The following is a 12,764-nucleotide window of genomic DNA, read 5'->3' as shown; positions in this document are numbered from 1 at the left end:
CGGGAGCCAAATTGGCGCGGTGCTAATAGAGTCGGGAGCGTGAACGAAACTCCGGCGCAGAGCAATGGGCGGCCGCTCGCCGAGCGCGTGGCGAGCCGACTGCTGTATCCGACCGCACGCCCGCGCGAGAAGACGCTGCGCGAGGCCGTCGACGGCAAGGTCGTGCTGGTCACCGGCGCGTCGCACGGGATAGGCAAGGCCAGCGCGCGCAAGCTCGGCGCGGCGGGCGCGATCGTGCTGCTCGTCGCCCGTTCCGCCGACGACCTGCACCAGGTCGCCGCCGAGATCAAGGCCGACGGCGGCACCGCGCACGTCTATCCCACCGATCTCACCGATATGGACGCCGTCGAGCAGCTCGGCCGTCAACTCCTGGAAGAGCACGGCCACCTCGACGTGGTGATCAACAACGCGGGCAAGTCGATTCGCCGCTCGATCAGCAAGTCCTACGACCGTTTCCACGATTTCACCCGTACCATCGACATCAACTACCTCGGCCCGGTGCGTCTGCTGCTCACCCTGCTGCCGGACATGCGCGAACGCAAACAGGGTCACATCGTCAACATCTCCACCTGGGGCGTGCTGATGCCGCCCGCACCACAGTGGGCGGCCTACGGCGCGTCCAAGTCGGCCTTCGACGTGTGGCTACGCAGCGTCGCCGCGGAAGTCTCCGGCGACGGCGTCACCACCACCTCCATCTACATGCCACTGGTGCACACCAGAATGAGCGCACCCACCGACTTCAGCCGCGTCCCCGGCCTCACCGTCGACGAAGCCTCCGACCTCGTCTGCCACGCGGTCACCGCCAAACCCCGCGAAATCGCGCCGTGGTGGTCCGCCCCCGTCCAGGCCTGGACCAACCTCACCCGCAACCAGGTCCAACGCTTCTTCGAACGCCTACCTCGCCTGCCCGGTAGCTCACGCCGGACTTAGGTCCCATTGAGTCGAGTCATATGGTCGCTAGTTGATCTTCAACAGCAGTCATATGACTCGACTCGATTTCCGGAAAGATGAGGCGAGGGGCGAACAACCACCAGGACACGCCGATGCAACACGCCAGGCATAGGATCCGTCGGTGGGTGAAATCGGGTCGGTGAGTCTGGCGACGCTGTTGGCGTTGGCGGATTCGCGGTTGCCGATCGGTGGGCATGTGCATTCCGGTGGTGTCGAGGAGGCGATCGCGTCCGGGTTGGTGCGCGATGTCGCGACGGTCGAGTTGTATCTGCGTCGCCGGATCCGGACCTCCGGGTTGGTCGCGGCTTCGCTGGCCGCCGCGGTGTGTGCGGGGGCGCTCGAACCGCACCGGGCCGAGGCCGAAGCGGACGCGCGGACACCGGCGCCTGCCGCGCGAACGGCGTCACGCGCACAGGGGCGCGGCCTGCTGCGACTGGCCAAACAGCTATGGCCGCAAGAAGATTGGTCCGTGCTCGGCCCTCGTCCGCATCTGTCGACGGTCTTCGGCATGGTCGGCGCAGCCTGCCTGGTCACCCCGACGGAGATCGCGGGCGTGGTCGTCTACACGACCCTGACCGGTGCGGCCACCGCGGCCCAACGCCTGCTCGCACTCGACCCCGCCGCCATCGCGGGCTGCACCGTCCGCCTCGCCGACCTGTGCGATCGCACCGCAGCCGAGGCGGCCGACGGTCTCGCCTGCCTCTCCGACCCACTGCAGGACGTTCTCGCCCAACGCCACCTGCTCCGTGACATGCCCCTGTTCGCCAGCTGAGTCCCCGGAAGAAGGAGATCGCCACCATGCCACCGCATCTGATCGACGGTGAACCGCACGACCACACCCACGATCGGCCGAAACGCGAACGCACGCCCGGTGAGGCGTTGCGCATCGGCATCGGCGGGCCGGTCGGCTCCGGCAAGACCGCGCTGGTGGCCGCGCTGTGCAGGCAACTGCGCGAAGAACTTTCGCTCGCTGTGCTGACCAACGACATCTACACCACCGAGGACGCCGACTTTCTGCGCAGGCACGCGGTGCTGCCCGACGAGCGGATCACCGCGGTGCAGACCGGCGGCTGCCCGCACACCGCCATTCGCGACGACATCACCGCCAACCTGGACGCCATCGACGACCTCGTCGCCGCGAACCCGCCGCTTGACCTGATCCTGGTCGAATCCGGCGGCGACAACCTCACCGCGACGTTCTCCTCCGGCCTGATCGACGTGCAGATCTTCGTGGTCGACGTCGCGGGCGGCGACAAGGTGCCGCGCAAAGGTGGTCCCGGCGTGACGTTTTCGGATCTGCTCGTCGTCAACAAGACCGACCTCGCCCCGCTCGTCGGCGCGGATCTCGGCGTGATGGAGCGCGACGCGGCGAAGGTGCGCGAAGGCCGTCCGACCGCGCTGATCTCGCTCACCGACGACCCGGCGGCCACCCCGGTCCTGGCCTGGGTGCGCGAGCAGCTGCACGCCATGGCCGAGCAGGATCGGACCGGCACCGAATCCGCTGTTGCGCACTGAGGTTCGGATTGTCGCGAGCGTCGCGGCGTTACCCGAGATCCACGCGAGCGGCGGGCTGTCGGCCCGCCGCACCGGCCCGTACACCGTGCACCTGATCGGCACCGCGGCGACTCCACTCGGCGGCGACGAACTCGACATCACGATCGTCGTCGGGCCGGGCGCGCGGCTTGCCGTGCGCTCGGTCGCGGCCACCATCGCGTTGCCCAGCGCGGCGACGCCAGCGTCGTTGGCGCACTGGCATTTTCAGGTGGACAGCGGGGGAGACCTCGACTTCGATCCGGAGCCGACGATCGTCGCGGGCGGCGCGCAGCACCACACGATCACCACGGTCCTGCTGGCGCCGGACGCTCGGCTGCGCCTGCGCGAGCGGGTCCAGATCGGACGTTCCGGCGAGGACAACGGCGGTTGGCGCGGCGACATGATCGCCGATCTCGGCGAGATCCCGCTGCTGCGACATCGTTTGGAGTTGGGCTCCGACACGCCTGCCGACGACCCACTCGCCGCGCCACGAGCGCTGGAGAGCGAACTCCGCTATCCGGACGACCGACCGGTAGAAACCGCGGGCCTCACCGAGGCGCGCCTTCCGTTGGCGGCGGGCGGAACCCTGCTCACCCGAACGAGCGCACTCCTCGCGGTCCGTTGACCGGCGCGGACTGACCCCGAACGAGCGCACTGGTCGCGGTCCCGTTGATCGGCGCGGACTGACCCCGAACGAGCGCACTGGTCGCGGTCCGTTGATCGGCGCGGACTGACCCGAACGAGCGCACTGGTCGCGGTCCGTTGATCGGCGCGGACTGACCCGAACGCGCGCACTGCTCGCCGTCCCGGTGAGCCGCGCGGTTGCTCCGATCCGTCCGGTAATTGCTGCTATGTTGCGCTGATCTTGACCCGACGAAGACTCGCCGAACGCGACTCGCCGAATCAGAAACGCGCGTGGGTGGTGGGCGTCACCCCAGGGTGTAGCCCGCCCAGAACGGGAGAAAAGAGAAAGGGTGGGAACTCGACAGTGTCGTCGGGCTCCCACCCTTTTCGGTCTTCGTGAACTAGCCGCAAGAATCGGTCATTCGGCAACGACGCGCGAGGGCGCGTTGAACGCGTTGACCGCGCCGACGGCCGCACCGGCCGCCGCGCCGATCGCCGCCGCGGGGACGGTGATCACGGCCGCGCCGAAGGTCGCACCGAGCATCGGGCCAGCGACGACACCGACCGGCACGAACGGCAGCCCGACCGCGAGGCCGACAACGCCGCCGACGAGCGCGGAGGTCGCCGCGAACGGGGCACCCGACGCCGCACCGGCCAGCGCGCCCATGGCGGCCGTGCCGACGGTCTGCCCGGCGATCCGGTCGGACCTGCTGCGTTCCATCCCGATCGAGTCGAGGAAGGTGGCCAGGTTGGCCTCGGCGATGGCCGAGTTGTCGTTGATCTGGATGGCCTGTTCGGGGTTGATCCAGTCCGGCGCGTCGACCTGAACGTCGCCGAAGCGGAACTTGCCGGCTGGCGGCGCGATCGGCGGCACCGGGGCCACCGGGCCCGGCGCGTGCAGCACGCCGACCGGTGCCAGGTACTTCTTCTCCGGCAGCGGCCGCGACCACTGCAGCGAGCTCTTGGTGTTGTCCGGGATCTGCAGGCCCTCATACGGCATCGCGTTCGGCGGGTCGGCCGCTGGCCACTGCGCTGGCTTGTCCGGCTGTGCCGCCGCGTTGGGTTGTGCAGGCTCGGCATTGGCGGTGCCGGTGCCGACCAGTGCGAGGACCAGCGGTACCGCACCTGCCGCGACCATCGAGCCCACCTTTTGCCGCTGGGGGTTGGGGGCTCTGTGCTTGCCTGTGCCCATAGGTAGATCGCCTTTCGTCAGGTCAGAAGAGATGTCACTTTCGACGTCCCACATTCGGATCTGCTCGGCGCCTGGATGGGTTGATTTCCGGCCGATGTGGCGGCCATGGCATAGCTGCTGAATAGCTGCGTGTGGGTTGCGAATACGCCCGGCGAGCGGCATTTCAGACATCCGGGCACACATCGACCGAAGCGAACCCCGCAGTCGCTTCACTCCCCGCCGGGCGAGTCCGGAACAGCACTGACGACGAAGGCGACCTTCGGCTGTCGGACAGCTCGAAGGTCGCCTTCGGTCGAATCAGTCGAAAGTAGGCCGCAGCCCACTCGGCGTAGGTCTCAGCCCACCCGGCCTTCGACGGCCGCCTTGGCCTTCTCGGCCAGCTTGCCGTTCGCGGGTGGCGCACCGAGCGCGGCGGCGAGCTCGTCGGCCTCCTCCTCGTCGGAGTTGACCTGCTCGAGCGCGAGCCTGGCGAACACCCACTGCTCGGTGGCGGCCATCTGCCCGCGACTGCGGCCGAGGAAGGTGACGAACCACTGGATGACGGTGATGATCCGGCTGCGGTACCCGATCAGGTAGTACAGGTGCAGCGCCAGCCAGGCCAGCCAGGCGATGAACCCGCTGAATTCCAGCTTGCCGACCTGGCACACGGCGTTGAACCGCGACACGGTCGCCATGCTGCCCTTGTTGAAGTACTTGAACGGCTTACGGTCTTGCGGCGCTTGACCATTCAGGCCCGCCTTGATGGCCTTGGCCGCGTAGGTTGCGCCCTGGATCGCGCCCTGCGCCTGGCCGGGCACGTCCGGCACGGACATCAGGTCGCCGACGACGAAGACGTTCGGGTGTCCCTTGATGGTCAGGTCCGGCTCGACGATGACGCGTCCGGCGCGGTCCACCTCGGTGCCGTCGGAGCGTTCGGCGAGCATCTTGCCGAGCGGGCTGGCCTGCACACCGGCCGACCACACCTTGCAGGACGACTCGATGCGGCGAATGGTGCCGTCGGCGTCCTTGACCGTGACGCCGAGCGCGTCGATATCGGTGACCATGGCGTTGAGCTGGATCTCGACGCCCATCTTCTCCAGCCGCTTCTTGGCCTTGAGGCCGAGCTTCGGGCCCATCGGCCCGAGCACCGCGCCCGCACCCTCGAGCAGCACGACGCGGGCGTCGCGCGGATCGATGTTGTGGAACGTGCCTTCGAGCGTGCGATCGGCGAGTTCGGCGATCTGCCCGGCCAATTCGACGCCGGTGGGCCCGGCGCCGACCACGACGAAGGTGAGCAGCCGGTTCCGCACCTCCTGGCTGGTGGCCAGCTCCGCACCCTCGAACGAGCCGAGAATGCGGCCACGTAGTTCGAGCGCGTCGTCGATGGTCTTCATGCCGGGGGCATAGGTGGCGAACTGGTTGTTGCCGAAGTACGACTGCTGCGCGCCGGTGGCCACGATCAGGCTGTCGAACGGGGTGACCGTGTCCGAGTTGAGCAGGCGCGAGGTGACCGTCTTGGCTTCGAGGTCGATGTCGGTGACATCGCCGAGCAGCACCTGCGCGTTCTTCTGCTTGCGCAGCACCAACCGGGTCGCCGGCGCGATCTCGCCGACCGAGAGAATGCCGGTGGCGACCTGGTAGAGCAGCGGCTGAAACAGGTGCGACGTGGTCTTGGAGATCAACGTGATGTCGACGTCCGCGCGCTTGAGGTGCTTGGTGCCGAACAAGCCGCCGAAGCCGGAGCCGATCACCACCACCCGGTGACGACGGTTCTCGACAGACTGAGTGCTCATCGTCCTGACTCCTCGACAGACCTGGGGTTTGTCCCCCGCGAACGGTTGTTGTCAGGTCCTAACCGTAGTCGGGTCCATCTCGACCGTCGCGACGACATCCCTGTTCCGGGCATGTCGCCCCGCGTCTTCCCGCTGAACCGACCGAAGGAACGGGCAAAAGGGAATAGGATAAATGCCCTCGCTCAGGGAGGTTCGCGATGGTCACCGGGGACCGTGCAGTCGGCCGAAAGCCAAGCGCGCGCGGGAAATCCGAGGACTTACCGGATACCGAGAACTCCGCCCTGATCGACATTCCGCACGACCATCTGCTCGACCGAGCCTTGGCCATGCTCCCCGAACGGCACCACGTCCTCGCGAAACCGCCGAAGGGCAGCGAAACCACCGCGGTCCACGGCGGCGCCGGACTCCCGTACCTGGGTCGAGTGCTCCAGTACATGCGCTGGGGACCGGCCGAGGCGGTGGGTCGCTATCGGAAATACGGGCCGGTCTCGTTCAGCACCTCACTCGGTGTCGACCGGGTGCTCGTCGCCGGACCCGAGGCCCTCGACGAGGTACTCGGCCGACGCCGCCGCGACTTCGGGCAGGGCTGGGACTACTTCATCGGCCCGTTCTTCCGGCGCGGACTGCTGCTGCTGGAATTCGACGAGCACAAGTTCCACCGCAGGATCATGCAGCAGGCCTTCACCAGGGAACGCCTGGAAGCCCACCTCGCCGCGCTCACCCCGGTGGTGCGCGCGAGCATCGAACGCTGGATTCCGCAGGGCGGCAACGGCGAACGGACGGTGCGGCTGTATCCGACCATCAAGGAACTGACCCTCGATATCGCGGGCGAGACGTTCATGGGCGTCGATGTCGGCGCGCAACGGCACGAGCTCATCGACGCGTTCATCGATTGCACGCACGCGGGCCTCGCGATCATCCGGCACTCGGTGCCCGGCGGCAACTGGCGCGCTGGCCTGCGCGGCCGAAAGGTGTTGGAGGAGTACTTCACCGGGATGTTGCCGGAGAAGCGGCGCACCGAATCACCGGACTTCTTCTCCGGCCTGTGCCACGCGCGCAGCGAGGACGGCGGCGTGTTCGGCGACGCGGATGTGGTGAACCACATGATCTTTCTGATCATGGCCGCGCACGACACCACCACGACCACTGCCACCGCCGTCGCCTACTACCTTGGCAAGCACCAGGACTGGCAGGAGCGGGTGCGTGCCGAGGTGCTCGCGCTCGACGCCGAAATCGGCGGCGCCGCACCGACTATCGCCGATCTGGAGGGCCTGCGCGACCTGGATCTGGTGGTCAAGGAGAGCCTGCGGCTGATGCCGCCGGTGCCCTCGTTATCGCGTCGCGCGGTGCGCGACACCGAGATCGCAGGCCACTACATTCCGGCGGGCACCCCGATCGACCTCGCCTACCAGGTCAACCACCTGCTGCCCGAACTATGGACGCGCCCTGAGCTTTTCGATCCTGAACGGTTCAACGAGAAACGGCGCGAGGACAAGTCGCATCGCCTGGCCTGGCTGCCGTTCGGTGCCGGCGCGCACAAGTGCATCGGCATGCATTTCGGCACGTTCGAGGTGAAGACGGTCATTGCCGCGCTGGTGCGTGCGTACGCGTGGCAGATTCCGCAGTCCTACCGAATGCCGTGGGGGTTCACCACGATTCCGTTCCCGAGGGACGGAGCGCCGATGGTGCTGCGTCGGCGCTCCGCTTGAACCCGTTGTGTGCGTGCGGGGCTCAGCGACCCGCGAACAGCATCTCGGCCACCTTGGTGTCGGTGTCGGCACCGTCGGTGTAGCCGCCCGCGTTGCCGAGCGCGGTCATGATGGCCAGGGTGTATCGCTCGCCGGGGCCGGCGAATCCGACCGAATTGACCACCCAGCCGCCCTGTTCGTCGGACCAGCCGTTCTTCAGGCCCGGCCGCATCGCCTGGCCAGCGCCCCACACGCCCCAGTGCTGGTTGCTGTCCACCGAGCGCATGCGGTCGAGCAGGTAGGCGCGGTCGTCGGGGTGCATGTTGTTGAGGATGTTGTCCATCAACCGATCCAGGTCGGCGGGGGTGCACTTCTGGAACGACCAGTCCGGGAACAGCGCGGTGGTGGTCGGCTGCGGGACCAGGGTGTTCATGCCGTTGGCGCGGAAGGCGTTGTTGAACGCCATCCGGTCAAGGCCCGAGTACTTGGTCCACAGCAGATCCGCCGCGCCGTCGTTGGACGTGGCGAGCATCGACTCCATCGTCGCGCGATCTTCCGGCGTCAGGTTGATCGCGCCGACCCTGGCCCGGTTCAGCAGATCCTCGGCGATCGCCAGCTTGATCGTCGACGCGGTCCAGACCGCGCTCTCCGCGTTGGCATTCGCGTACACGCCACCGGAGACCCGGTCGCGCACAACGTAACCGGTGACGCCGGGACGGCCGGACAGGTACTTGTCGACCGCCGCGATCCGACTGCTCATATCGCAGTCGAAACCGGCCATGCACGCATTGGTATGCGCTAGCGGCACGGCCGCCGCGCTTGGCAGCAGAGTTGGCGCGCTGGGGATGAGGATCGCCGCAGCGGCGAGGACACAGGCGGATGCGGCCACGCGGGGAACGGAGCGGGTGGCGGGCGAGGGTTGACGCACGAGGGACCACGATCGCACATCGGCGAGCTCGACGCACGTCTTGAGCTCGGGACCGGCGTGTGCTAGGGCGTGTTGCGTGCTTGCGGCCCAGCGGGTTTCGGCCACCACCGCGCCGTTCAGCGGAACGCGGCCTGTAATTCCTCTACTGTGCGCCCATTGAGGCGATAGCAGTGCTCGAACGCCTCGGTGTGCTGATCGCGCGGCCAAGAGTGTAGGACGACGGTGCGGCCGTAGCCTCGCGAGTTGACGAGCTCCCAACGATCTCCTACGCGGCGGACTGTGAACCCGCCTCGTGGAACCAGGGGAATCACCATCGCAATCATGAACGCGAACCAGCCTTTCGGTGCAGCTCTCTCGTCCTCCCCGGTTCAGCACTGTTGCACATCGGGCGCGCGGATCCGAGCGGACACGGCGTAGGAATGTGTTCTTGTGTGGTTCATTTCACTCCTGTCACACAGGTAACGCGGAAGAGTCCGTTCGGACCTGCTTCGGGGTGGCGGAGTCGCGTCGGCGCGGCGACGCGTATAAACGTGCACGAAGCCCGAGGCGTCTCGCCAAACCCCAGCAACCATGGCGTCGTGCACCGCGCGGTTCGCCGATCGAGCGCCGTCCGATTACTCCACCGACCGAGAGGGCGCAGATGCCGCTGCACATCCACCGTGCCGAGCGGGCCGACGTCCTGGCCGACGGACTGGCCGGACTGCTGGCCACGCCGCTGCCCGACCCGTTCGCGGCCGAGGTGGTCGCGGTGCCGGCGAAGGGTGTCGAGCGGTGGTTGACGCAGCGGTTGTCGTCGGTGCTCGGAGTGTCCGGCGCGGTGGCGTTTTCCGCGTCGTTCGACGCCGCCTCGACCGACGGGGTCGCGGCTAATATCCAGTTCCCCTCGCCGTCCGGGCTGGTCGCGACCGCATTGGCCGCGGCGAGCGGCGTTCGCCCGGAGGACGATCCATGGTCTGGCGAACGCGTGGTCTGGACCCTGCTGCGGGTGATCGACGCCTCGCTCGGTGAGCCGTGGTGCGCGGTGCTCGCCCGGCATCTCGGCGCGCGGGACCCGGCCGGACGCGATCATCGGATCGGCCGCCGCTACGCCACCGCGGCGCACCTGGCGTCGCTGTTCGACAGTTACGCGGCGCAGCGCCCCGGGCTCATCCTCGAATGGGCCGCCGGCTCGGACACCGACGGCGCGGGCAACCCGGTGCCCGACGACCTGCTGTGGCAGCCCGAACTGTGGCGGCGGCTGCGTGCCGAGGTCGGCGCGCCGAGTCCGGCCGAGCGTCTCGATGCCGCCTGCGCGCGGCTGCGCGACGAGCCTGAACTTGTTCCATTTCCGGCGCGGATTTCGTTGTTCGGCGCGACCAGGATGTCCGCCGATCAACTCGCCGTGTTGTCGGCGTTGGCGGCGACACGCGAGATCCATCTGTGGCTTCCGCACCCCAGCCCGGTGATGTGGACCGAGCTGGCCGGGAGTCCGGCGGCCGGTTCGCGCGCCGCCGATCTCAGCGGGAGTGTCGTGCGTCACCCGCTGCTTGCCGGTCTCGCCCGCGACGTCCGGGAGCTACAGCAGCGGTTGGCCGAGACCGCCGACACCTACTATCCGACCTCGGATGATCTTGCGCCCGATAGTGATACGTCCCACACGACGCTGCTCGGCGCGTTGCAGGCGGGGATCCGCGACGATCGATGGCCGCCGGTCGCCGAGCGCGCGGGCGACGGCACCGTGCAGGTGCACGCCTGTCACGGACCAGCGCGACAGGTAGAGGTGTTGCGGGAAAGCCTGCTCGGACTGTTCGCCGCGGACGAGACCTTGGAGCCAAGGGACGTGCTGGTCATGTGTCCCGAGGTGGAGGCGTACGCGCCGCTGGTGCGTGCGGCGTTCGGGCAGCGGGTGCCCGGATCGGTTGAGGTGGTGACGGATTCGGGACATCCGGCGCATCGCCTTCGGGTCCGGCTCGCCGACCGGGGCCGTGGCATCACCAATCCGCTGCTCGCGGTGATCAGCGTGTTGCTCGAGCTGGCCGACGGCCGGGTCACCGTGACGCAGGTGCTCGATCTGGCGGCGGCCGAAACCGTCCGGCGGCGTTGCGGATTCGACGACGACGATATCGAGCGGTTGCGCGAGTGGGCCGCCGAGTCCGGCGCGCGGTGGGGGATCGGGCAGCGACAGCGACAGGCGTTCGGGCTTGCCGATTTCGCGCAGAACACGTTGAACGCCGCGGTCGATCGAATCCTGCTCGGCGTCACCGCCGGCGAAACCTCCGAGGACTGGCTCGATCTCGCGCTACCGCTCGACGACGTGGACAGCAACGACGTCGATCTGGCGGGCCGCTTCGCCGAATTCATCGACCGGCTCGCCGTCTGCCTGCGCGATCTGCGCGGCCCGCGCCCCGCGTCCGATTGGGCGGCGGTGCTCGGCCGTGCGCTGGATCTGCTGACGGACGTGCCGGATTCGCAGGCCTGGGTGCGCACCGAGGCGCGTCAGGAACTGGCCGCCGCCACCGACCACGCGGGCGATGTGGCGCTGCGGCTCGCCGATGTCGGGGTGCTGCTGCACTCCCGGCTCGCGGCCCGGCCCACCCGCGCCAACTTCCGCACCGGCGAGCTGACCGTGTGCACCATGGTGCCGATGCGCTCGGTGCCGCATCGCGTCGTGGTGCTGCTCGGCCTCGACGACGACGTGTTCCCGCGCGCCAGCGGCGTGGACGGCGACGACGTGCTCGCCCGTAATCCGCTACTCGGCGAACGAGATCCGCGCAGCGAGGACCGGCAGCTACTGCTCGACGCGATCCTGTCGGCAACGGACAAGCTGCTCGTGTTCCACACCGGCGCCGACCCGGTCACCGGCGCCCATCGCCCGCCCGCCATTCCGGTGGCCGAGGTGCTCGACGTGCTGCGCGCACATGTCGGCGCGGCAGGCATGGACGCGGTGGTGACCCGACATCCGTTGCAGGCCTTCGACCGTCGCAACTTCCGCGCCGAGGGTCCGTTCAGCTTCGACACCGTCGCGCTCGCCGGTGCCGAGTCCGCGGGACAGCCTCCGGTGCCGCGCCCCGCGTTCCTGCCCGAGCCGTTGCCGACACCGGAACTCGCGGATGTCGCACTGGCCGACCTGATTTCGTTCGTCGAGCACCCGATCCGCGCCTTCCTGTGGCAGCGGCTCGGCCTGCGCGTCCCCGAACACGAAGAGGACATCGCCGACCGGCTGCCCATCGAACTCGACGGCTTGGCGAAATGGGAACTTGGCGAACGCCTGCTCGCCGCCCGCCTGACCGGCGCCGACGCGGCCGGACTTCGTGCGGCCGAGTGGCGGCGTGGCTCGTTGCCGCCCTTCGGTTTCGGCGCCGCAGTACTCGACGAGGTCGAGCACACCGTGGACAAACTGGTCCGCGCCTCGCAGGGCGATTACGAGGGCGCCCCGCGTGCCGTCGACATCGCGGTGGACCTCGGCAACGGGCGCAGGCTCACCGGCACCGTGCCCGAGGTGCGCGGCGAGACCTTGGTCCGCACCACCTTCTCCCGGCTCGCGCCGAAACACCGGATCGCCGCGTGGGTTTCGCTGCTCGCCCTCGCCGTCACCGAGGATCGCTCCTGGCGCGCCGTCACCACCGGCCGTGGCCAATTCGGCCGTCCCGCATGGCGTTCCGAGATCACCGTCCCGGATATGCCTGCGGCCAGGACCATCCTGCGCGAACTCGTCGCCCTGCGCGATGCCGGACTGACCGAGCCGCTCCCGATCACCCCCGGTGCGACCGCCGCCTACGCCGAACGCCGCTTCCGCGGCGCCAACACCGACGAGGCCATCGTCGCCGCCGAACGCGAATTCAACGGCGGCCCGAACGGACCCGGCCCCTTCGGCGACCACACCGACCGCCACCTGCGCTACGTCTGGGGCCCGGCACCCCGCCTCGAACACCTGATGGAGATTCCCGCGCCGCCCGGCGAACCGGGGGAGACCACCCGGTTCGGCGCGCTGGCCCGGCGTATGTGGGTGCCGCTGCTCAGCGCGGAAAGCCAGGGGCAACCGTGAGTATTGGCAACACCACGTCGCGCATTCCGGCGGGTGATCGGTGTCGAGCCGG

Annotated in this window: 9 protein-coding genes; 6 read left to right on the top strand and 3 right to left on the bottom strand. The window is 68.7% G+C overall.

What is annotated here, in order from left to right:
* Positions 1–39: 39 nt before the first annotated feature.
* The 4 genes from OG203_RS09050 to OG203_RS09035 all read left to right on the top strand — a co-directional run bounded on the left by OG203_RS09050 (position 40) and on the right by OG203_RS09035 (position 3,109).
* Entirely contained in the window at positions 40–930 is an 891-nt protein-coding gene (locus OG203_RS09050; RefSeq protein ID WP_405165227.1) for an SDR family NAD(P)-dependent oxidoreductase, read from the top strand.
* Positions 931–1,090: 160 nt separating this feature from the next.
* Positions 1,091–1,723 carry an urease accessory protein UreF gene (locus tag OG203_RS09045; protein ID WP_405167805.1) on the top strand — a complete coding sequence of 211 codons (633 nt, stop codon included), beginning with the start codon at positions 1,091–1,093 and terminating at the stop codon, positions 1,721–1,723.
* Positions 1,724–1,749: 26 nt separating this feature from the next.
* On the top strand, positions 1,750–2,466 hold the full coding sequence (gene ureG, locus OG203_RS09040; protein WP_405165226.1) for an urease accessory protein UreG: 717 nt from the start codon (positions 1,750–1,752) through the stop codon (positions 2,464–2,466).
* Positions 2,456–3,109 carry an urease accessory protein UreD gene (locus OG203_RS09035; protein WP_405165225.1) on the top strand — a complete coding sequence of 218 codons (654 nt, stop codon included), beginning with the start codon at positions 2,456–2,458 and terminating at the stop codon, positions 3,107–3,109. The genes ureG and OG203_RS09035 overlap by 11 nt, the downstream gene beginning before the upstream one ends.
* A gap of 417 nt (positions 3,110–3,526) precedes the next feature.
* Here OG203_RS09035 and OG203_RS09030 read toward each other — a convergent pair whose 3' ends face one another.
* Together OG203_RS09030 and OG203_RS09025 are read right to left on the bottom strand one after the other, a co-directional pair.
* On the bottom strand, positions 3,527–4,246 hold the full coding sequence (locus OG203_RS09030) for a hypothetical protein (protein ID WP_405165224.1): 720 nt from the start codon (positions 4,244–4,246) through the stop codon (positions 3,527–3,529).
* A 389-nt stretch (positions 4,247–4,635) separates the two neighbouring features.
* Positions 4,636–6,072 (bottom strand): NAD(P)/FAD-dependent oxidoreductase, encoded by a 1,437-nt coding sequence (locus OG203_RS09025; RefSeq protein WP_405165223.1) that lies wholly within the window; start codon positions 6,070–6,072, stop codon positions 4,636–4,638.
* Between the two features lie 197 nt (positions 6,073–6,269).
* Between OG203_RS09025 and OG203_RS09020 the strand changes: the two genes are divergently transcribed.
* A complete protein-coding gene (locus tag OG203_RS09020; protein ID WP_405165222.1) occupies positions 6,270–7,781 on the top strand; it encodes a cytochrome P450 in 1,512 nt (503 codons plus the stop codon).
* 22 nt (positions 7,782–7,803) lie between these two features.
* On the opposite strand, the gene OG203_RS09015 is transcribed toward OG203_RS09020, so the two are convergent.
* The gene (locus OG203_RS09015; protein ID WP_405165221.1) at positions 7,804–8,649 is read right to left on the bottom strand and encodes a tat pathway signal sequence; all 846 of its coding nucleotides are present in this window, start codon (positions 8,647–8,649) and stop codon (positions 7,804–7,806) included.
* A 679-nt stretch (positions 8,650–9,328) separates the two neighbouring features.
* On the opposite strand from OG203_RS09015, the gene recC reads away from it, so the two are divergent.
* On the top strand, positions 9,329–12,712 hold the full coding sequence (gene recC / locus OG203_RS09010) for an exodeoxyribonuclease V subunit gamma (protein WP_405165220.1): 3,384 nt from the start codon (positions 9,329–9,331) through the stop codon (positions 12,710–12,712).
* Positions 12,713–12,764: the final 52 nt, after the last annotated feature.

It is taken from the genome of Nocardia sp. NBC_01499, assembly GCF_045040275.1.
Lineage (GTDB): Bacteria > Actinomycetota > Actinomycetes > Mycobacteriales > Mycobacteriaceae > Nocardia.
This window is presented reverse-complemented; position numbering and strand designations above follow the sequence as displayed.